General features: G+C 59.6%; 19 protein-coding genes. 8 read left to right on the top strand and 11 right to left on the bottom strand.

Going from position 1 to position 21,168, the window contains the following annotated elements:
- Positions 1 to 22: 22 nt before the first annotated feature.
- Both RLW55_RS05855 and RLW55_RS05850 read left to right on the top strand, forming a co-directional pair.
- On the top strand, positions 23 to 1,051 hold the full coding sequence (locus tag RLW55_RS05855) for a TraB/GumN family protein (protein ID WP_414464241.1): 1,029 nt from the start codon (positions 23 to 25) through the stop codon (positions 1,049 to 1,051).
- Between the two features lie 133 nt (positions 1,052 to 1,184).
- Positions 1,185 to 1,760 (top strand): DUF4142 domain-containing protein, encoded by a 576-nt coding sequence (locus tag RLW55_RS05850; protein WP_423415841.1) that lies wholly within the window; start codon positions 1,185 to 1,187, stop codon positions 1,758 to 1,760.
- 491 nt (positions 1,761 to 2,251) lie between these two features.
- Here RLW55_RS05850 and RLW55_RS05845 read toward each other — a convergent pair whose 3' ends face one another.
- Entirely contained in the window at positions 2,252 to 2,704 is a 453-nt protein-coding gene (locus tag RLW55_RS05845; RefSeq protein WP_409561478.1) for a YaiI/YqxD family protein, read from the bottom strand.
- A gap of 278 nt (positions 2,705 to 2,982) precedes the next feature.
- Here RLW55_RS05845 and RLW55_RS05840 point away from each other — a divergent pair, with 278 nt between their 5' ends.
- On the top strand, positions 2,983 to 3,531 hold the full coding sequence (locus RLW55_RS05840) for a hypothetical protein (RefSeq protein ID WP_423415840.1): 549 nt from the start codon (positions 2,983 to 2,985) through the stop codon (positions 3,529 to 3,531).
- A 168-nt stretch (positions 3,532 to 3,699) separates the two neighbouring features.
- Here RLW55_RS05840 and lpdA read toward each other — a convergent pair whose 3' ends face one another.
- The 6 genes from lpdA to sucC all read right to left on the bottom strand — a co-directional run bounded on the left by lpdA (position 3,700) and on the right by sucC (position 12,180).
- Positions 3,700 to 5,097, bottom strand: coding sequence for a dihydrolipoyl dehydrogenase (gene lpdA / locus RLW55_RS05835; RefSeq protein ID WP_423415839.1), 1,398 nt, complete (start codon positions 5,095 to 5,097; stop codon positions 3,700 to 3,702).
- Positions 5,098 to 5,125: 28 nt separating this feature from the next.
- Positions 5,126 to 5,461 carry a hypothetical protein gene (locus RLW55_RS05830; RefSeq protein WP_414464246.1) on the bottom strand — a complete coding sequence of 112 codons (336 nt, stop codon included), beginning with the start codon at positions 5,459 to 5,461 and terminating at the stop codon, positions 5,126 to 5,128.
- 11 nt (positions 5,462 to 5,472) lie between these two features.
- Positions 5,473 to 6,759, bottom strand: coding sequence for a 2-oxoglutarate dehydrogenase complex dihydrolipoyllysine-residue succinyltransferase (odhB, locus tag RLW55_RS05825; RefSeq protein WP_423415838.1), 1,287 nt, complete (start codon positions 6,757 to 6,759; stop codon positions 5,473 to 5,475).
- A gap of 121 nt (positions 6,760 to 6,880) precedes the next feature.
- Positions 6,881 to 9,844, bottom strand: a complete 2,964-nt coding sequence (locus RLW55_RS05820) for a 2-oxoglutarate dehydrogenase E1 component (protein WP_409561482.1) — start codon at positions 9,842 to 9,844, stop codon at positions 6,881 to 6,883.
- A gap of 112 nt (positions 9,845 to 9,956) precedes the next feature.
- The gene (gene sucD / locus RLW55_RS05815; RefSeq protein WP_013950125.1) at positions 9,957 to 10,856 is read right to left on the bottom strand and encodes a succinate--CoA ligase subunit alpha; all 900 of its coding nucleotides are present in this window, start codon (positions 10,854 to 10,856) and stop codon (positions 9,957 to 9,959) included.
- A gap of 124 nt (positions 10,857 to 10,980) precedes the next feature.
- Positions 10,981 to 12,180 carry an ADP-forming succinate--CoA ligase subunit beta gene (sucC, locus tag RLW55_RS05810; protein ID WP_414464249.1) on the bottom strand — a complete coding sequence of 400 codons (1,200 nt, stop codon included), beginning with the start codon at positions 12,178 to 12,180 and terminating at the stop codon, positions 10,981 to 10,983.
- 197 nt (positions 12,181 to 12,377) lie between these two features.
- Between sucC and RLW55_RS05805 the strand changes: the two genes are divergently transcribed.
- Positions 12,378 to 13,016, top strand: a complete 639-nt coding sequence (locus RLW55_RS05805; protein WP_409561484.1) for a 2OG-Fe(II) oxygenase — start codon at positions 12,378 to 12,380, stop codon at positions 13,014 to 13,016.
- Positions 13,017 to 13,076: 60 nt separating this feature from the next.
- Here RLW55_RS05805 and mdh read toward each other — a convergent pair whose 3' ends face one another.
- A complete protein-coding gene (gene mdh, locus RLW55_RS05800) occupies positions 13,077 to 14,048 on the bottom strand; it encodes a malate dehydrogenase (protein WP_409561485.1) in 972 nt (323 codons plus the stop codon).
- 184 nt (positions 14,049 to 14,232) lie between these two features.
- Entirely contained in the window at positions 14,233 to 15,336 is a 1,104-nt protein-coding gene (zapE, locus tag RLW55_RS05795) for a cell division protein ZapE (RefSeq protein WP_423416382.1), read from the bottom strand.
- Positions 15,337 to 15,613: 277 nt separating this feature from the next.
- Here zapE and RLW55_RS05790 point away from each other — a divergent pair, with 277 nt between their 5' ends.
- Together RLW55_RS05790 and RLW55_RS05785 are read left to right on the top strand one after the other, a co-directional pair.
- Complete coding sequence (locus RLW55_RS05790; protein ID WP_423415837.1) at positions 15,614 to 16,210, top strand: GNAT family N-acetyltransferase; 597 nt, start codon at positions 15,614 to 15,616, stop codon at positions 16,208 to 16,210.
- A 281-nt stretch (positions 16,211 to 16,491) separates the two neighbouring features.
- Entirely contained in the window at positions 16,492 to 16,632 is a 141-nt protein-coding gene (locus RLW55_RS05785; protein WP_013950131.1) for a hypothetical protein, read from the top strand.
- A gap of 270 nt (positions 16,633 to 16,902) precedes the next feature.
- Here the strand turns inward: RLW55_RS05785 and RLW55_RS05780 are convergent, their stop codons facing one another.
- Positions 16,903 to 17,520, bottom strand: a complete 618-nt coding sequence (locus RLW55_RS05780; protein WP_409561488.1) for a hypothetical protein — start codon at positions 17,518 to 17,520, stop codon at positions 16,903 to 16,905.
- Positions 17,521 to 17,862: 342 nt separating this feature from the next.
- Here RLW55_RS05780 and RLW55_RS05775 point away from each other — a divergent pair, with 342 nt between their 5' ends.
- Together RLW55_RS05775 and ppk2 are read left to right on the top strand one after the other, a co-directional pair.
- The gene (locus RLW55_RS05775; protein WP_414464253.1) at positions 17,863 to 18,888 is read left to right on the top strand and encodes an aldo/keto reductase; all 1,026 of its coding nucleotides are present in this window, start codon (positions 17,863 to 17,865) and stop codon (positions 18,886 to 18,888) included.
- Positions 18,889 to 19,018: 130 nt separating this feature from the next.
- Positions 19,019 to 19,945: a polyphosphate kinase 2 gene (gene ppk2, locus RLW55_RS05770; RefSeq protein ID WP_423415836.1), complete on the top strand. Its 927-nt coding sequence runs from the start codon at positions 19,019 to 19,021 to the stop codon at positions 19,943 to 19,945.
- A gap of 230 nt (positions 19,946 to 20,175) precedes the next feature.
- Here the strand turns inward: ppk2 and RLW55_RS05765 are convergent, their stop codons facing one another.
- The gene (locus RLW55_RS05765) at positions 20,176 to 21,108 is read right to left on the bottom strand and encodes a hypothetical protein (protein ID WP_409561492.1); all 933 of its coding nucleotides are present in this window, start codon (positions 21,106 to 21,108) and stop codon (positions 20,176 to 20,178) included.
- Positions 21,109 to 21,168: the final 60 nt, after the last annotated feature.

Genomic DNA, 21,168 nt, shown 5'->3' with positions numbered 1-21,168 from the left:
GCTGTTTCGTTTGCGAGTACCCATGACGTTTTCACGTAACCTACGTTTCATTGGTCATATCGTCAGTGTGCTGGCATTTCTTTCGCTCGGCCCGAGGATTGCTTTCGCCGACGACGCTCCAGCGCGATGCCAGGGCGCCGACATGCTGGCTGAGATGCAGGCCAAGACTCCCGACATCTACAAAAAGGTGATGGCCGAGAGCGACGCGCTTCCCAACACGCAAGCGATGCTCTGGAAAATAGATAAGCCGGGCGTCCCGACCTCCTATCTGTTCGGCACCATGCATCTCAGCGATCCGCGCGTTGCGACGCTGTCGCCAACGGTCAAAGAGGACATTGCGCAATCGAAATCGGTCGCGCTCGAAGTGGCCGATCTCTCGGACAAAGCGGTCGCCGCAGCGATGACCAAGATGGCGGCGCTCATCGTTTATACGAATGGCGAGTCGCTCAAAAAGGATCTCACCGACCAGGAATATAAGGACGTTCAGCAGACCGTGGCGAAAGCCGGCATGCCCGGCGAGCTGGCGGCATCGATGAAGCCCTGGCTCGTCAGCATGCTGCTCGCCACTTCGGACTGCGAGAGGAAGCAGCTCGCTGCCGGCAAGACGGTACTCGATCTGCAGGTGGCGGCGGAAGCGCAAAAGCATGGCATCGCCATCACGGGACTTGAGACGATCGAGGATCAGCTCAGCGCGCTTGCCTCCGTTCCCGACGATCAGCAAATCGCGATGCTCAAAGTCGGGTTGAAATATCTCGATCGCGCCGACGACATGACGGAAACGCTGGTGCAGATGTACGTCAAGCGGCAGATCGGTGCCGCAATGCCGTTCCAATTGGCGCTGGCGGCGCAGAGCGGAATTTCGCCATCGGTGTTTGACGGCTTCAAGAAATCGCTGCTCGTCGACCGCAACGCTCGGATGCGCGATGCCGCGCTGCCGCTGCTCGATAAGGGTAACGCCTTCATTGCGGTTGGCGCGCTGCATCTGCCGGGCCCGACAGGGCTCGTCGCGCTGTTGCGCCAATCCGGCTACACGGTGACGCCGGTCGAGTGAGAGACGCCAACTCGCGGGAGCCGGCGGCGATTGCTTCGTCGACGGCATTTTCACAAATGGGCGTATTTTTCTACGGAACGAAGCATCGTCGGTAAAGTTGCTTGGCTGCCAGCTCGTTAGAGGAGACGCTGCCATGCGCCGGGAACTGCTCGCCCTAGGCATTTTCATGCTCACCGCCGCAACAGCCGTTGCGGACACCGTGCCCCAAGCCACGCAAGACTTTATCGACAAGGTCGCGGTGGCCAATAAATTCGAGATCGACACGAGCCAACTTGAGCTCAAATACGGCAAAGCGGCCGACGTCAAAAGCTTTGCCCAGCAAATGATCGACGACCACACGAAGGCCGGACAGGACTTCAAGGCGAGCCTCGCCGAGGCGAAAATCGAGGCGCCTAAAGATGCGCTCGATATTGCGCACACGGCCAAATACGCCAAACTTCGCGTGTTCACGACCGAGAATGGTTTTGATGCGGCGTATGTCGATGAACAGCTTTCGGCGCACAAAGATGCGGTTGGCTTGTTCAAAGATTACTCTGCCAATGGTCCGGCCGGTCCCGTGAAGAGCTTTGCCGAAAAGACGCTGCCGACGCTCGAACATCATTTGGCGATGGTCAAGGAGCTGCACGACAAGATGTCGTCGAATGCCGCGACCGGCGCATCGCCAGGGACGTCGGGTACTTCGGGGGGTACTTCGGGCGACACGAAGTAAAAAACTCCCCGGACTCCGATGCTTCTCGTATCGGACGTGATAGCCTACGGCCATCGGCGGCCGGCTCCACGTAGCGGAGTCGCCGATGGCCAAATATAAAGCGAAGGGGCAGATCGGCGACGCCTCGCGTTTTTGTTTGTCTGTTCGGGATGCAGCCTTCGCCGATCCGCGACGTGCAACGAGGGTGGGCCCCCATTTCGAACCGTCGACACCGCCATCCGCCCGCGCATTCCGAGATTTCGAACGGGCGTTGAACCCCGGCGCCCCTTGGGGCTACCGCGGCCGGCAGACGACCCCGGTTCCAGCTGATGGGCCCCGGCAGTCCGGCACGCTCCCACCGCCCTCAGGATCCCAGCTCGAGCCTAGAGCCCTTCGCACGCGGCAAGACGAGGCGAGTATGCGGGCGGTTCAGAGAGCGGGGATAAGTTTTTTTAAGTGTTTGGCGCCGGGCGACACGCGTTCCGCGCGCCGGCCGCCCAGCGCGACGCCTGTCATGCGGGTCGACGCAATCCGGCCTGCACTGCATTTTCGAGAGCTTGAAGAAACTGGGAACGGTCGCGAGGCGTGAAGGACGCGTTGTAGCCGCGGCTCTCGCCGGTTTCGCGAAGGTGGCGCTGCATGTCTCTCATCGCGACGGCCATGCCGATGTTCGCGTCGCTGAATGGCTTTCCTGTCGGACCGATACATTGGGCACCGGCTTTCAGGGCACGTGCCGCGAGTGGGATATCCGCCGTTACGACGATGTCCGAGGGCGTGACATGCTCGGCGATCCAATCATCGGCGGCGTCCGCGCCGTCACCGACGATCACGCGCTTGATGAGCGGACTTTCCTCCAGCCGCATCCAGCTGTTCGAGACCATGTGCACGATGAGATCATGGCGGGTGGCGACGCGGAGGACTTCGGCCTTCACCGGACACGCATCCGCATCGACGTAGATTTCCATGGTCGTATTACTTTCGGCAAATAGAGCGCTTCATTCGCTGCGACATGCGGCGATGATCGACATGTGGGCAACGGGCCTTTGTCATCTGCGGTCATATTTTAAATTCGGCCTGCGTGTCAGCCAGAAAAGACATGGCATCCGCAAAGTTGAGCAGCCGCATTATAGGCCGATCTGCAATGGCATCGTGCGGATAAGATAAAGCGCATCGAATATCGAAAGATTGCTCCGCGATTTACGCGCATTTGTCCTCAGCGCTTGCAACACATGAGGACCTTCAAATGTCGACCAAAGTTCTGTCGGATCTTGTTCTATCCAAATCGGCTTTCAGCCACGTTCTCGATGTTCCGGCAGACGGTCTCGATATCGCTGATTGGCTGTTCAACCTGCCCATGTACGAATATCGCAGGTGTTGTGCGCCCGATCACATCACCGCCGGTTTCACGACGACAGATGACGGACGCAAAATGTCCATCAACGTCGAGAGAATCGGAGGCACGTTGATGATTCAGCAGTACGTCGGCGAGATCACCGACCCTCTCCACTGCCACATGGTTTCGATATCAGATGCCTTCTCGCCGAACGGTCACACGACTGTTCAAGTTATTTGGGACCTGAGTATCAAGCCGATCAGCGCGATGAGCTGCGAATTTACGAATAGCGTCATCGCGCATCCGACCGAAGAGTTCATGGCGTTCATCAAGGAACACAACATTTCGTTTGAGGATGCGGCGCAGGCACGGCAAACGGCTGGAGGCGATCATAATCGCCGGGAGACGCCCATGTTTGCCGAAAGCATCAAGCGAAAGTCATTGATGCGGATTCGCTGAATGGAGCTTCAGAAGCTCCGTCTGTTCCCGGCCTCGCCCTAGCGCAGCAAGGCGAGGCTGGAACCTCGACGCAAGCCCCAACTCACGCTCCCAATCGGCATTTTGGAGCCGAGGTTCGACTGGATCCCGGCCTTCGCTGGGATGACGGTGGGTGTGGCGGTAGCGGCGTCAGAAATGAATCGCGCGCTTGGCGACGGCAAGGGCGGCTTCTTTCATCGCTTCGGAGAAGGTCGGGTGCGCGTGGCAGGTGCGGGCGAGATCTTCGGCCGAGCCTGAGAATTCCATCAGCACGCACGCTTCGGCGATCAATTCGCCTGCGACGGCGCCGATGATGTGGACGCCGAGCACGCGATCGGTCGTCGCGTCCGCCAGGATTTTCACGAAGCCCGCCGTCTGATTGATCGCCTTGGCGCGGCCGTTGGCGGTGAACGGAAACTTGCCGACGTTGTAGGCGATGCCTGCGGCCTTCAGTTCCTCTTCGGTCTTGCCGACGCTCGCGACCTCCGGACTTGTATAGATGACGCTCGGGATCACATCGTAGTTCACGTGGCCCGCCTGACCGGCGATGATCTCGGCGACGGCGACGCCTTCGTCCTCGGCCTTGTGCGCGAGCATCGGACCGGCGATGACATCGCCAATTGCGAAAACGCCGGTAACATTGGTCTGATAGTAGCCGTCAACCAGCACGCGTTTCTTGGCGTCAAGCGCGATGCCGGCTTCGGCGAGGCCCAACCCTTCCGTGTAGGGCACGCGGCCGACGGCAACGAGCACGGCATCGGCTTCGACCGTTTCGGCGACACCACCTGCTGCGGGTTCGACCTTGGCGACGACGCCAGTGTCGGATGTTTCGACGCCCGCAACCTTGCTCGACAGGCGGAAGGCAATGCCCTGCTTTTCGAGGATGCGCTGGAAAGACTTTGCGACCTCGGCGTCCATGCCGGGCAGAATGCGCGGCAGATATTCGATGACGAGAACTTCCGAGCCGAGACGACGCCAGACAGAGCCCAGCTCAAGTCCGATGACGCCTGCGCCGACGACGAGCAGCTTTTTCGGTACGGTCTCGAAATCGAGGGCGCCGGTCGACGAGACGACGCGCTTCTCATCGATCTCGATGCCCGGCAGGCGGGTCACGTCGGAGCCCGTCGCGATGACGATCGACTTTGTTTCAAGCGTTTGCGTGTCACCGCCGGGTGAGGTGACTGCGACCTGACCGGACTTCACGATGCGGCCAGTGCCGAAGTGATGATCGATTTTGTTCTTCTTCAGAAGGTAAGCGACGCCGTCGGTATTGCCTTTGACGCCTTCGCGCTTGAACGCCTGCATCTTGGCGAGATCGAGCGTGGGAACGGTGCCGATGCCCATCGACGCGAATTCGTGCTTCGCTTCGTCGTAGCAGTGCGAGGCGTGGAGCAGCGATTTCGAGGGGATACAGCCGATGTTGAGGCACGTTCCACCGAACGTCGCGCGCTTTTCGACGACGGCGACTTTCATGCCGAGCTGAGCAGCGCGGATGGCGCACACGTAACCGCCGGGGCCGGTGCCAATAACGATCAGATCATAGCTCATTTCACATTCCGCTGTCCGAGCTATCGCTCTATTTCTTTTCTTTGCTTAAAGTCCAAGTGGAAATCACATCTGGATTGACGACAATTTCACCCGTAGACCTCAATCGATATTCACCGGGCGCTGCGGCGCGCAACGACCGTAGATCAGGCGGCAAAAACTTAGTGGTTCCTGCCAATCCGCCCATGCAATCTATTTGGAATCCGCGCATCGAATCTGCCGACACTATCGTACCGAAGTATTGTTCTTGACGTATCACCGTCTCGTAATCGGGCTCCATATAGGTAATGCCAACCAATACTATCTTCCCGACGAGGCGCTGACCTTCGTCATCGTCCCATGCTGGCCTGTCACTCTCGTCACTCATTCTGTTTGAGCTCAGAGCTCCAGGATGAAGCGCTGCGGGTCTTCCAGGCATTCCTTGACGCGGACCAGGAAGGTGACGGCTTCTTTGCCGTCGACGATACGGTGATCGTAGGAGAGCGCGAGATACATCATCGGGCGCGCAACGATCTGGCCCTTCCTGACGACCGGGCGTTCCTCGATGCGGTGCATGCCCAGGATGCCGGATTGCGGTGCGTTCAGGATTGGTGTCGACATCAGCGAGCCGTAGACGCCGCCGTTCGAGATCGTGAACGTGCCGCCCTGCATGTCTTCGATGGAGAGGCGGCCATCGCGGGCGCGCTTGCCGAATTCGTTGATCTGCTGCTCGATGCCCGCGAGGCTCAAACGGTCGGCGTCGCGGACGACCGGCACGACAAGGCCCTTCTCGGTGCCGACGGCGACGCCGATGTGATAGTAATTCTTGTAGATCAGCTCATCGCCGTCGATCTCGGCATTGACCGCGGGGACATCGCGCAGGGCCTGGATGCAGGCCTTCACGAACAGGCCCATGAAGCCGAGCTTCACGCCGTAGCGCTTCTCGAAAATATCTTTGTACTGCGAGCGCAGCGCCATCACCGCGCTCATATCGACGTCGTTGAACGTCGTCAGCATGGCGGCGGTGTTTTGGGCGTCCTTCAGGCGGCGGGCAATGGTCTGGCGCAGCCTTGTCATCTTCACGCGCTCTTCGCGGGCGACGTCGTTGCCGGGCGACGGCAGGCGCGTTTCCTGCGGGACGGCTTTCAAGGCGGGAGCGGTCGGGATCGCGACGACGTTCGTTGCCGGAGCGGCTTCATGTACCGGCGGCGGGGCGGCGGGACGCGCCGATGACGCGACCGCTGCCAAGACGTCTTCCTTCAGCACCTGGCCGCGGCGGCCGGAGCCTTGAATGTCGGATGCCTCGAGACCTGCTTCGGTGAGGGCCTTCTGGGCTGCAGGCGGTGGCGGCGGAGGTGGGGCTTGAGCCGCAGCAGGAGCGGGCGCTGCTTGAGGCGGCGGAGGCGGAGCGGCTTTGGCTTCGCTTTTTGCCGGAGCCGCCGCGGCACCGCCTTCGTTCAAGGCCGCCAGCAGCGCGCCGACTTCGACGGTCGAGCCCGATTGCACCAGAATTTCGCCGAGAACGCCGCTGGCGGGTGCCGGAACTTCGACGGTCACTTTGTCGGTTTCCAGTTCGACAAGCGGTTCATCCGCAGTGACTGCATCGCCCGCATTCTTGAACCACTTGCCTACAGTCGCTTCCGTAACGCTCTCTCCGAGCGTGGGAACGCGGATCTCGATCGACATCCTTTAGCCTCTTCTTGTTTGCGATTGGCGACTCTCCTTCGTCGAGCCGGCCGCCAATCGCGGGATACTTTTTTGTTGCGACCGGCGTTCCCCCTTCAGGGAGCCGGTCGCGAAATGCGTTTCAAATTCCCAGCGCGTCGGCAACGAGCGCTGTCTGCTCCTTGATGTGCTGCGAAAGCAATCCGGTTGCGGTGGCGGCCGACGCTGGTCGTCCGGCGTACCGCGGGCGGCGGTGGATGTAGCCGAGATGGTTCAAAACCCACTCGATATTGGCGTCCATGAAGTACCACGCGCCCATGTTTTTGGGCTCTTCCTGACACCAGACGATCTCGGCGAACTTGAAGCGGCCAAGCTCGTTGATGAGGGCGCGGGCCGGGAAGGGATAAAGCTGCTCGACGCGCAGGATGTAGACGTCGTCGAGGCCCTTGGCGTCGCGCGCTTCGAGAAGATCGTAATAGACTTTGCCGGTGCAGATCACGACACGCTTGATCTCGGCGTCGGGCTTCAGCGTGATCGACGACGAGCCGCGCTCGGCATCGTCCCACAGCAGCCGGTGGAAGCTGGTGGCCGGACCGAAATCCTCGATCTTCGAGACGACACGCTTGTGACGAAGCAACGACTTCGGCGTCATCAGGATCAGCGGCTTGCGGAAATTCCGGTGCAGCTGACGCCGCAGAATATGAAAATAGTTCGCAGGCGTCGAACAGTTGGCGACCTGCCAGTTGTCTTCCGCGGAAAGCTGCAGATAGCGTTCGAGGCGAGCCGACGAATGCTCCGGACCCTGGCCTTCGTAGCCGTGCGGCAGCAGGCAGACGAGGCCCGACATGCGCAGCCACTTGCGTTCGCCCGACGACAGAAACTGATCGAAGATCACCTGGGCGCCATTGGCGAAGTCGCCGAACTGGGCTTCCCACAGCGTCAGCGCGTTGGGCTCAGCGAGCGAGTAGCCATATTCGAAACCGAGAACGGCTTCTTCCGACAGCATCGAGTTGACGATCTCGAAGCGCGCCTGGTTCGGCGACAAGTGCTTCAGCGGCGAGAAACGGCGTTCGCTTTCCTGGTCGATGAACACGGCATGGCGTTGCGAGAAGGTGCCGCGCTCGCAATCCTGGCCGGACAGGCGAACACGGAAGCCTTCCATCAGCAGCGAGGCGAAGGCCATGTGCTCGGCCATGGCCCAGTCGATGCCCTGGCCGGTGTCGATCATCTCGCGGCGGCGTTCGATCAGTTTGCCGACGGTCTTGTGAATGTGGAAGTCGTTCGGGATCGTCGTGACGCGATGGCCGATGTCTTTGAGCGTTTCGATCTCGACGCCGGTATTGCCGCGCCAGTCGTCGCTGTCGGGGCGGGTGATGCCCGACCAGCGGCCATCGAGCCAGTCGGCCTTGTTCGGCTTGTAGCCGTCGGAGAACGAAAATTCGTTGTCGAGGTTGCCGCGAACCTCGTCCTTCATCGCGGTGAATTCGGCCTGCGTGATGATGCCTTCGTCGATCAGATCTTTCGAATAGATGTCGACGACCGTCGGATGCGACTTGATCCGCTTGTACATCGCCGGCTGCGTGAACAGCGGCTCATCGGCTTCGTTGTGGCCGTGGCGGCGATAGCAGAACATGTCGATGACGACAGGCTTCTGGAAGCGCTGACGGAACTCGGTCGCGATCTTGGCGACGTGAACGACGGCTTCGGGGCTGTCGCCGTTGACGTGGAAGATCGGGGCTTCGATCATCAGGGCGACGTCGGAGCAATAGGGCGACGAGCGCGAGTGATGCGGCGCGGTCGTGAAGCCGATCTGATTGTTGATGATGAAGTGGATCGAGCCGCCGGTGCGGTGGCCGCGCAAGCCTGACAGGCCGAAGCATTCCGCGACGACGCCCTGACCCGCGAACGCTGCGTCGCCGTGAATGAGAAGCGGCATCACGGCGGTGCGATCGTTACTCGGGCAGTTGCGCTGATCCTGCTTGGCTCGCACTTTGCCGAGCACCACAGGATCGACGATTTCGAGATGCGATGGGTTCGCGGTCAGCGAAAGATGCACGCTGTTGCCGTCGAACATGCGGTCGGAAGAGGCGCCGAGGTGATATTTCACGTCGCCTGAGCCTTCGACGTCGTCGGGCTTGAAGGAACCGCCTTTGAATTCTTTGAAGATCGCGCGCAGCGGCTTTGACATGACATTGGCGAGCACGTTGAGGCGGCCGCGATGGGCCATGCCCATGGCGATTTCCTGCACGCCCAAATGACCGCCGCGCTTGATGATCTGCTCAAGCGCCGGAATGATTGATTCCGCGCCGTCGAGGCCGAAGCGCTTGGTGCCGGTATATTTGATATCGCAGAACTTCTCGAACGTTTCCGTTTCGATGAGCTTCTTCAGGATGGCTTTCTGGCCTTCCGGCGTGAAGCGCACATCCTTTTCCGGGCCTTCGATGCGTTCTTGAATCCAGCCCTTTTGCGTCGGGTCGGTGATGTGGGTGAACTGGACGCCGATCTTGCGGCAGTAGGTCCGGCGCAGGATGGTCAGGATCTGACGCATCGTTGCGGTTTCGAGGCCCATGACGCGGTCGATGAAGATCGGGCGGTCAAGGTCGGCGTCGGTGAAGCCGTAGGTCTCCGGCAGCAATTCGCGATGGACGCGGCGGTCGGCGAGGCCGAGCGGATCGAGGTCAGCCGCCAAGTGACCGATGACGCGATAGGCGCGGATCAACATCAGTGCGCGGATCGAATCCTGCGTCGCCCGGAGCGACGCCGCGGGCGTCATTTCGAAGCCTGAGATCTGCGCGCGGCGTTCGATCTTGTCGCGGATGGTCCGCTCGGTCTCGCCGTAATCGCCGGTCAGCGCGCCGACGAGATCTTTATCGGTACCGCTTTCCTCGAGAAGCGCGGACAGCGGCGGCGCCCAGGCGGGTCCGCCCGCGTATCCCGTCAGTTGTGTGGGCGCTTCCTTGATGCTTTCGAAAAATCGGCGCCACTCGTCGCTGACGGCGCCGGGGTTGCGCTCATACTCAGCCTGCATGTCTTCGATATAGGGGGCGTTGGCCGCGCTCAGAAAAGAGGTGCGCAGGAACGCTTCATTCTGGCCGTTTCGTGCCATGTCGTTCGTCCTTATTCATTCTCCAAGAGCGTTGCCTCGATGCTCTGGATGACGCGGACAGTGACCGGACTGATAACGCCGCCAGTCTTACGGCTCGGTTATTTCGGCGACCTTAAGCCTTCAAGACTTCGACAAGAGTACGGCCGAGCGCGGCGGGGCTCGGCGCAATGGCAATGCCCGCAGCTTTCATCGCCGCAAGCTTGTCTTCCGCCTTGCCCTTACCGCCGGAGATGATCGCGCCCGCGTGGCCCATGCGGCGGCCGGGAGGCGCCGTCACGCCGGCAATGAAGCCTGCCATCGGCTTTTTGCGGCCCTTTTTTGCTTCCTGGATGAGAAAGTCAGCCGCATCCTCTTCGGCGGAGCCGCCGATTTCGCCGATCATGATGATCGACTGCGTTTCGTCGTCGGAGAGGAACATGTCGAGGACGTCGATGAATTCCGTACCTTTGACGGGGTCGCCGCCAATGCCGACGGCCGTCGTCTGCCCGAGGCCAACGTCCGTCGTCTGCTTTACGGCTTCATATGTGAGCGTTCCCGAGCGCGATACAATGCCGACCGAGCCATTCTTGAAAATGTTTCCGGGCATGATGCCGATCTTGCATTGATCGGGGGTGAGAAGTCCGGGGCAGTTGGGTCCGACAAGGCGCGATTTCGAACCGTCGAGCGCGCGCTTGACGCGGACCATGTCCATCACCGGAATGCCCTCGGTGATGCAGACGATCAGCGGTACGCCAGCGTCGATGGCTTCGAGAATGGCGTCGGCCGCGAAGGGCGGGGGAACGTAGATCGAGGTTGCGGTGGCACCCGTCTTGGCGACCGCTTCGCCAACGCTATCGAACAACGGAATGTCGGCGAGTTCGGCGTCAGGGTGCTTGGAGCCGCCCTTGCCGGGCGTTACGCCGCCGACGATTTCGGTGCCGTAGGCACGCGCCTGCTTGGTGTGAAAGGTTCCCTGACTACCAGTAATGCCTTGGCAAATGACCTTCGTATTCTTGTCGACAAGAATAGACATTCCATCCCCGCGTTGTTCTTGGCCTTCTTAGGCCTAAATGTCGCGCATTTTTTGCGGTGCAGCAAGTAGAACTGACGTACCAGGAGCATCGAAATTGCTGCTCCTAGCGCGTTCGACCCCCGGTTTAAGCGGGCTGCTTGAGCTGATCGGTGATTTTCTTGGCCGCGTCGGCGAGATCGTCGGCCGGAATGATCTTAAGGCCCGACTCCTTCAGGATTTTTTTGCCCAGATCGACGTTCGTGCCCTCCAGGCGGACGACGAGCGGGACGTTGATCGCCATCTCGCGGGCAGCGGCGACGACGCCTTCAGCGATGATATCGCAACGCATGATGCCGCCGAAGATATTGACCAGGATGCCTTTGACGGCCGGATCTTCGAGAATGAGCTTGAAGGCTGCCTGGACTTTTTCCTTCGATGCGCCGCCGCCGACGTCGAGGAAGTTCGCAGGCTCGGCGCCATAAAGCTTGATGATGTCCATGGTCGCCATGGCAAGGCCCGCGCCGTTCACGAGGCAGCCGATGTTGCCGTCGAGCTTGACGAAGGCGAGATCGTATTTCGAGGCTTCGATTTCGGTCGGGTCTTCTTCGCCGAGGTCGCGCATGGCGACGATTTCGGGATGGCGATAGAGCGCATTTGAATCGAAATCCATCTTGCCGTCGAGGCAGATGAGCTTGCCATCCTTAGTGACGACGAGCGGGTTGATTTCGAGCAGGCTCATGTCCTTCTCGACGACCATCTTGAACAGGTTCTCAACAAGCTTTCCACAGGTCTTCACCTGATCGCCCGTGAGGCCCAGCGCGAAGGCGACCTTGCGTCCGTGGAATGGCTGGTATCCGGTCGCGGGATCAATCGTCAGCGTGTGGATCTTTTCCGGAGTGTCGTGCGCAACATCCTCGATGTTCATGCCGCCCGCCTGGCTGACGATGAACGCGACGCGCGAGGTCGCGCGATCGACGAGGGCCGAGAGATAAAGCTCACGCTCGATGGCGGAGCCGTCTTCTATATAGAGGCGATTGACGACGCGGCCCGCCGGTCCGGTCTGGACCGTGACGAGCGTGTTTCCGAGCATCTCCTTAGCGAAGGTTTCGACTTCCTCCAGCGACTTGGCGAGACGGACGCCGCCTTTGTCTCCGGCTGAGGCTTCCTTGAACTTGCCTTTGCCGCGGCCGCCCGCGTGAATCTGAGCTTTGACGACCCAGACCGGACCGGGAAGTTTTTTTGCTGCGGCAACGGCTTCTTCGACCGAGAAAGCGGGAAAACCATTCGGTGTCGGGACCGCGTACTGACGATAAAGCTCTTTCGCCTGGTACTCGTGAATGTTCATGCTCTCGCCTTGCTCCACAAAAGATTGTCATAGCCTGCACTGGAACATGTCGCGCCGCTTTTACGCCCTAATTTAAGGGGGTAAAGGTGCCCTTCACGGGCAATTGTCGACAGGCGGCGAGACCGCCTCTTGAGTCGACACTGGCGCCGCCGTAAATCGTTTTTCAATACGGGTCCAGTCAACAACGGGGAACGTCCATGACTTTTGCCTGCATCAACATTGATGGCTTGAAGGCCGCGCGCACCGGTCGCGATCCCTTCAATTATCTGGTCGGCGAAAACTTCATTCAGTCGCCGGCGGTCGAGCCGCTGAAGGCCGACTTTCCGGATCTGAAAGAGCCGGGCTTTCTGACGGAGACCGACATCGGCGACCGTATCCATGGCGCATTCGAAAAGCTTCTGGCCGATCTGAAGAGCCCGGAAGTTTCGAAGATTGTTTCGGAGAAGCTCGACATCGATCTCGTCGGCAAGCCGAAGATGATCACCATCCGCAAGCTCTCGGCCGCGAAGGACGGGCGCATTCACACGGACGGCGAAGCGAAGATCGCCACCATGCTCACCTACTTGAACGATAAGTGGGACGGCACGGGCGCGGGCTGCCTTCGCGTTCTGAAGAACGACCACGATTTCGAGGACTACACCGAGCAAGTCAGCCCGCTGACCGGCACCGTGTTCGCGTTCCGCCGCTCGGACTGGTCGTGGCATGGCCACACGCCGTTCGTCGGCGAGCGCCGCGTCGTGCAGATGACGTGGCTTCGCAGCGAGGCCGACGTTGCGCGGAAAGAGAAGCGCGGCGCGCTCTCGCACAGCCTCAAAAAGATGTTCAAGTTCGGCTGAAGCTGAACTCTCGATCCAGAATGAGGAGTGGCGTGACTGCACGGTTGCGCCGCTCCTTTTTTATTTTGCGAGAGCCGGGCTGATCGTCTTGCACGCTTCGATGAGGCCCTGCACGGAGGCAACCGATTTGGCGAACATCGCCTTTTCGCCTTCGTCCATGGCGAGTTCGACGACTTTCTCAACGCCGCCCGCACCGATGATGACGGGAACGCCGACGTAGGTGTCTTTCAGGCCGTATTCGCCATTCAGGTGCGCGGCGCACGGCAGCATCCGCTTCTTGTCCTTGAGGTAGCTCTCGGCCATTGCGATTGCGGAGGCTGCGGGCGCATAGAAAGCAGAGCCGGTGCCGAGCAGCGCGACGATCTCGCCGCCGCCACCGCGCGTGCGCTTGATCATGGCGTCCAGGCTTTCCTGCGAGAAGAAGCCGAGCTTGACGCAATCCGGAAGCGGCACGCCGCCGATCGTCGAATAACGGACCATCGGCACCATATCGTCGCCGTGGCCGCCGAGCGTCATGGCGCGAACGTCTTCAATAGAGACACCGGCCGCTTCGGCGAGGAAGCAGGAGAAACGCGCACTATCAAGCACGCCTGCCATGCCGACGACCTTGTTCGCCGGAAGGCCTGAAAACTTCTGAAGGGCCCAGACCATGGCGTCGAGCGGGTTGGTGATACAGATGACGAAAGCATTCGGCGCATGCGTTTTGATCGCCGCGCCGACCTGCTCCATCACCTTGAGGTTGGTGCCGATGAGATCGTCGCGGCTCATCCCGGGCTTGCGCGGAACGCCAGCGGTGACGATGCAAACGTCAGCGCCAGCGATGGCTTCGTATTCGTCGGTGCCGGCTCCCGAAAGCTTGGCGTTGTAGCCCTCGACTGCCGCCGTCTGCGCCAGATCGAGCGCTTTGCCCTTTGCGACGCCCGCCAACATGTCGGTCATGACGATGTCGCCGAGCTCCTTGAGCCCGGCCAAGAGGGCAAGCGTTCCACCGATCTGTCCGGACCCGATCAGTGCGATTTTGGTGCGCGCCATGCTGCTTCCCCCAGGATCAATTCATTAATGACTATGTCTGCGACAAACGATTACAGCGTTGCTGCCTAATCAAAATCCTCAGGGCGTCAAGCGCAAGCCGCAAGTTTCATCCGAAAGTCTCATCGCACGGTGAGAAAGCGGGCGCCACTGCCCGATTGGATCAGAATTGCCTGTCCGTTTGCCGTTAATGACGGCTGCGACCGCCGGAGTGCCCAGCAAGATAGGCTTCGGAGCGCATTTCGGTGAGGCGGGATGCCGTGCGCTCGAACAGTTCAGCGCCGTCGCCTTTCGGATAAAGAGCCGAGGGTTCGGCCGCCGCCGAGGCGATGAGACAAATGCGATTATCATAAAAAGCGTCGACCAGCGTGATGAAACGGCGGGCAACGTCGCGGCGGTCGGGTGTCAACAGCGGGATGTCGTCGATCAGAACCGTATGGAAGGCGTGCGCGATGTGTAGATAATCGTTGGCGCCGAGCGGCACATCGCAGAGATCACGGAAATTGAAGCGGGCGACACCCATCGACGCGAGCGGCACCGGCACCTTCCGGCCCAGCACTTCGATAATCTGCGGCTTGCCCGGATGATTGCCGGTCAGGCGTGACCAGTGCGTATCGAGCGCGGCCTTCGCGGCGGTGTCAGAGGGATAAAAATAGAGCTGAAGACCCGACAGCTTATCGAGGCGGAAGTCTTTCTTGGCGCCAAGCTCAATGACATCCAGTTTCTTTTCCAGAAGCGCGATGAAGGGGAGGAAAAGCTGGCGGTTGAGACCGTTCTTATAGAGGTTGGCGGGAACGGCATTCGACGTCGTGACGATGATTGTACCGGCAGCGAACAACGCTTCGAACAGACGCCCCAGGATCATCGCATCGGCGATGTCAGTGACGTGCATTTCGTCGAAGCAGAGAAGGCGCGCCTCTTTCGCAATCTCTTCGGCGACGTGCGGGATCGGATCGCCTGGCACATCGTGGCGCGCTCTGGCAATGCGATCATGAACGTCGGCCATGAATTCGTGGAAGTGCGCGCGGCGCTTGGGTGCGAAGGATGTCTCTTCGAAAAAGAGATCCATCAGCATCGTCTTGCCACGACCGACCGAGCCCCAGATATAGAGCCCGCGCGGCGGCTCCGGCGGCTTGCCGAACAGTTTCGACAGCACGCCGTTCTTGGGTTTGTAGGACGCGAGCTGCATTTCGAGCGCATCAAGACGAGCGGCGACCTCGGCTTGTGCGGGGTCTGACTCGATTTCGTTTTCCGCCAGCCGCCGCCGATATCCCTCGAGGATTGTCGCCATCATGCCCTCAACCACCTGATGGTGACTTCGGTAATCGTGCGAACGCGGAAGACGCAACAGGCAGGAGCCGCGACGAATTGAAGTGGCGGATTGCCACCGCTCCGCTGGCGACCACCGCCGAACGCCGTCCGTTCAGGCGCGCTTCATCTTCGTCGGTTAAAAGTGCATTGCTGCCTTGCAGCATTTTCTATCGCTCCGCACAAAATCATCGCCATTTTAGCGGACGAATTAAGCGGTTAACGGCCGGCGGGCCGCCCGCATCGAGGAGTTGGTTACAATGTTGAATGAGGCCCCGGAGGCAGGCGCCGAACATATCGGATTGATCCGCCGCTTGCTGACGAGCGAAACCTATCTGCTGCGCGAACATCTGCAGCGTCTCGATCATGAGGCGCGGCATCGTCGGTTCGGGCACAATGTGTCGGATGACTTCATCAACCGATATGCAGCGCACGCCGGCGACTTCGGCAACGTCACGTTCGGATATTTCGTCGATGGCGAAGTGCGCGCGGTTGCCGAGTTGCGTCCTGACATTCTGATGCATCGCGACGGCGCTGAAGTTGCGTTCTCGGTGGAGAGGCCGTTCGTCAATCGCGGAATTGCAACGCAATTGATGGGCCGTGTCATTCGTACCGCGCGCAATCGCGGATTTCGGCACCTCATTCTTGTTTGCTTACCCGACAACGCGAAGATGCAAGCCATCGCGCGTCACTATGGAGCCGAACTCAAAGTCGAAGATGGATCGATCATCGCCGACATCGTGCCGAAGGATCCAGATTACCAGTCGTGGTTCTCCGAGATCCTCGATGAGCGGATGACATATCTTCAGTCGGCGCTCGATTTGCAAAAGCGCGTGCGCGGATCAATTGTGTTGTGATGCTCTTCGCGCTCGCTGCGAAGATATGAAATTGCGATTTTTTGAGTTTGGAACGGCACTGCAGCAGGCTCGGCGCGCTGCGAAATTTGCCGGTGGGAGTCTAGCCAGGGACCCCCAAAAGGCGAAAAATAAGAAAAAATGCGACTTTAATGTCACAGATGACCGTTAATAAACTCCTTTTTGCCCGCAATATCAAACTTCTTCGTCTACAAACTTCTGGAATTTGCTCATGTTTGCAGAGTTCGAGCTGATTCGAACATCCTAGAGGGAGATTTAGAACTATGGCTAAGGCAGTTAAAGCAGCGAAGAAGACGGCGGCTAAGAAGACCTCGGCTCGCAAGAAGCCGGTCGCGAAGAAGGCCCCCGCCAAGAAGACGGTCAAGAAGGCTGTCAAGAAGACCGCGAAGAAGAAGGCCGCCTAATCCATTCGCGTTTCGGGGCCATGGACTGGGCATTCTGGCTTCGATCGCAAATGCTTATTGGCGAACGGGCGCCCCTACTAGCGCCCCTTCCTTTCCGAGAAATGGCCGGGCGACAGCGATAGCGTCACCGGCCATATTCTTTGGGACCAACCGAATTCCTGCCCAGCTGCTTAAGTTGCAGCATCATCTCTTTTTTTGATTCATATGAAACGCGTCCGGGCAGGTCGAAATCTCGACCTGCCCGATTTTATTGCGTTGTTGCGGACGTTATCAGCCCGAGGTGCGGAACACAGCGCCGGCAACCGACATCGGCCGCTCGCGGACCCTGTTTCCGTCATTACCCGACTTGACGATCCATTGGCCATTCGCAGAACGGCCGGTGATCATGCCGACGTGATGCGGCCAGACGACCACGGCGCCGACCCGCGGGCCGCTCGGACGCCCGTAATGGCGCCAGTTGGCAGCGAGATTATATTCCGGACCGCCGCCAAGTTGCGTGCGCATCCACCAGCCGCACCACGCGCGCGGACGGCCACCGACGCCACCTGCCGATGCATACCGGCGGCGGCCGCTCGAATAGTGGCGTTGCGCGTAGCGACGCTGGCCGTAGTACTGGCGGTGTGCGCGACCGCTGTAGGCATAACGGCGACGCTCGCTCGAGCGATACGCGTAGCGGGATGCCGACTTGCGGTGCGCGTACTGACGGCGGGTATAGCGGCGGTCAGCGCGTTGGGCGTAGCGTCCGCTGTAGGCCCGCCTGCCATTCCAATGCGCGTGAGAACGTTCGTAACGATCCCCCTTATGGCCCCGATACTCGCGGGCCTCCGCCGACGACATCCCAGCCACCCAGGCTAGAGCCATCGCCACTGCGATTAAACCCAATCGCATTTTCCACTCCTTCACTTGTCTTCACAAACGGGGCGCATCCACCGTCTCAATGGGGCAAAAACAAGAGAGGATTCGACGCGCGGCATATCGTCAGAGGACGGCACAACTGACGCGCGTAGGTCGATTCAAGCCGATTTATGAGAAGTTTAGCTCAAATGTTCCGTGATCAGATTTTGTTAATCGCTACTGTTAGGCGAAAAAATTGTGAAGTTTGCGTACGGAACGCCGCCATATGTGAACACTTTTATTGCGCTGCAACGGCGCTTATTTGAGCTTTGGCTGCGGCGACTGTCCGCAGTTTGACGCCATAAATTCGCACATTCAATTCAAAGGACGCATTTCATGGACTATCGACGGCTCGGCGCGTCGGGGCTTTCCGTGCCTCTATTGAGCTTCGGTGCAGCGACATTCGGCGGATCGGGGGAATTCTTCGGCGCGTGGGGTTCTAGTGACGTCGCGGAAGCGCGGCGCATGATCGATCTCTGTCTTGACGCTGGAGTTACGCTTTTCGATACGGCCGATATTTATTCCAAGGGCAATTCGGAAACCGTTCTTGGCGAAGCCCTGAAAGGGCGCAGAGATAAAGCTCTGATTTCGACAAAAGCGACGTTCCGTTTCGGTGATGATCCGAATGATGTCGGCTCGTCGCGATTTCACATTCTGAAAACCTGCGAAGCGCAACTCAAGCGTTTGCAGACGGACCATATCGATATCTTCCAGCTGCACGGCTTCGACGCGATGACGCCGCCGGAAGAAGTTCTTTCAACGCTCGATCAATTGGTTCGCGACGGCAAAATTCGCTACGTCGGCGTTTCGAATTTTTCGGGCTGGCATTTGATGAAGTCGCTGGCTGTTGCGGACCGCTACGGATACCCGCGCTACGTCGCCAACCAGACCTATTATTCGCTGATCGGGCGCGATTACGAATGGGAGCTGATGCCTCTGGGATTGGATCAGGGGCTCGGCGCGCTCGTTTGGAGCCCGCTCGGATGGGGCCGTCTCACAGGCAAGATCCGCCGCGGTCAGCCGCTTCCAGAAGTTAGCCGCCTGCACAAGACCGCCGACATGGGGCCGCCGGTATCTGATGAGTACGTCTACACCGTCGTCGATGCGCTCGACGAGGTCGCGAAAGAGACGGGAAAGAGCATCCCGCAGATCGCACTCAACTGGCTGTTGCACCGGCCGACGGTTTCGAGCGTCATCATCGGCGCGCGGAATGAGCAGCAATTGAAGGACAATCTCGGCGCCATCGGCTGGAGCCTGACAGCGGAACAGATTGCCAAGCTCGACGCCGCGAGCGAAACGCCGAAGGCCTATCCCTACTGGCATCAGTCGGGCTTTGCGGAACGCAATCCGCCGCCAGTATAATTTGCTTTCAGGTCAGCGCCGTTCGACAAGCTTGGCCAATGGCCAAGCTTGTCACAGCGATGTCACATGGCTCGTTTGTCTATCGGCTTTGCGGGTTGAAGCGAGCCACTAAGAAAGAGGTTATCGAGCGATGATGGACGAGCAGGACAAAAGCGACCGCGCGATGATGGCACGCGTCGAAGCCGAGATCGCCGACAGCTTCGATGAAGAGCTTGAAATGGAGCTCGACGACAATCGGCTCGCCCGGCTGCTCGACGGCAAGGATCACGACGAAGATGCCGGTCTTCTCGACCGGCAATTCTATTTCAAGGAATTGTTCCGTCTGCAGCATGAGTTGATCAAGCTGCAGGACTGGGTCGTCAACGCGAAGGCGAAAGTCGTCGTCGTGTTCGAAGGGCGCGACGCAGCCGGCAAGGGCGGCGTCATCAAGCGTATCACGCAGCGCCTCAATCCGCGTGTCGTACGCGTCGTCGCTTTGTCGGCACCGACCGAACGCGAGCGATCACAATGGTATTTCCAGCGCTATGTTCCGCACCTTCCAGCAGGCGGCGAGGTCGTGCTGTTCGACCGCTCCTGGTACAATCGCGCGGGCGTCGAGCGCGTCATGGGTTTCTGTACGGAAAACGATGTTGAAGAGTTTTTCCGTGACGTTCCCGAGTTTGAGAAGATGCTCGCACGCTCGGGCATTACACTGATCAAATATTGGTTCTCGATCTCCGACGATGAACAGCATCTGCGGTTTCAGATGCGTATTCACGATCCGATCAAGCAGTGGAAGCTGTCGCCGATGGATCTGGAATCGCGCCGCCGTTGGGAAGACTACACCAAGGCCAAGGAAGCGATGCTGGAGCGCACGCACATTCCGGAAGCGCCGTGGTGGATCGTCCATGCCGACGACAAGAAGCGGGCGCGGCTCAACTGCATCTATCACCTGCTGAGCCAGATTCCGTACAGCGAAGTGCCACGTGCGCCGGTGGTCCTGCCGGACCGCGTGCACCATCCCGATTATCACCGCATGCCGGTGCCGGACGACATGTACGTGCCGGCGATCTATTAGGTCGTTGCGGCGACGGAACCTTTTCCGATGGCAGAACGTAAGGTGCGGGCTGGCTCACAGGACCGGCTCGGGAGGGCCTTTATGCTGTTGCGCTCAATTTTCGCGATCTTAAGCGTGTGTTCGGTCTTTATGCTTTGGGCCATCGCCGTTTCGGCCGATGACGCAAAGCAGGCGAAGTTCGGATCGGAGCATTTGCTTCGGCTGAACTCAGCGCAGATTGAATCCGGCGTTTAACGGATGCGGCGCGGATTCATATAGAGGTCGGCTTCCTGGCGCTGAATTGTGGGCTTCAGCCGGCCGTCGCGGATGTCTCGCGCAATATGTTTGACGTGGCGACGGGCCTGGCTGTTGAACGACACCATGCCGGTGAACAGCTTCATCACTTGCAACAGCCGCTGGTCGATATGGTCGCCGCGCAGTTTGCAGCGCCAGCGTCCGCCGATCGTGAGAATGGCGCCGTCGATGTGGCCGACGTGGTCGCCGTGCTGGTCGATCAGCGTGTAATCGCCACCGAGATTGATATAGTCACGGCGGAACCGGTAAAACCGCGGCTCGCCGTCGTGGATGATGAAGAACGAGAAGTTCTCGGGCAGCAACGGCCATTTGTCGGCTGAGCGTTCGACGCTAATGAGGTTGTCGTCCTCGCTGGTGTTGATTGCGAAGCTCGTCACCGGAAAGCCGCCAGCCGCGAGCGTTTGCTGCACCGAACGGCCGAGCATCATGTCCATGCTGGCTTTCCAGTTCAGCGTATCCGAGAACAGCTTGAGCACGAGACGCTTGTCCATGCCGGTCGCGTCTTTCCAAATTTCCTTGCGATAGCCGAGCACGCCGGTCCGCTCGCCGTTTTCGGTGATCTCGGCGAAGACATCCATGTCGGTCGTGAACTGGCGCGACTTGCCGCGGTTGCGGTCTCGTTTCCACGGTCCGAACTCGATGGAGTTGAAGGGCGTCAGCCAGACGTCAACATTGAAGTCGTGCCAGGACTTCTTTGCGTCTTTTACCGCGGTCTTGCTGGTCTTTTCGAGCTTCGCGACGGAGTCTTTCGACGGATCGGCCTTTGGCGCCTGCTCCAGAACTTCGTCCCGCGCGACGGTGGCGGCTTCGGCCGCGGCGGCCTTTGCTTCGACCTCGACAGGATCTTTTTTCTGGGCAGATGCGGTCATGGCAGTCCTCGCGCGTGTCGATGCACACAGTCCAAGCGAATCACTCGGACGACCCTAGCA

This window comes from Hyphomicrobium sp. B1 (genome assembly GCF_049532635.1).
Classification (GTDB): Bacteria; Pseudomonadota; Alphaproteobacteria; order Rhizobiales; family Hyphomicrobiaceae; genus Hyphomicrobium_B.
This window is presented reverse-complemented; position numbering and strand designations above follow the sequence as displayed.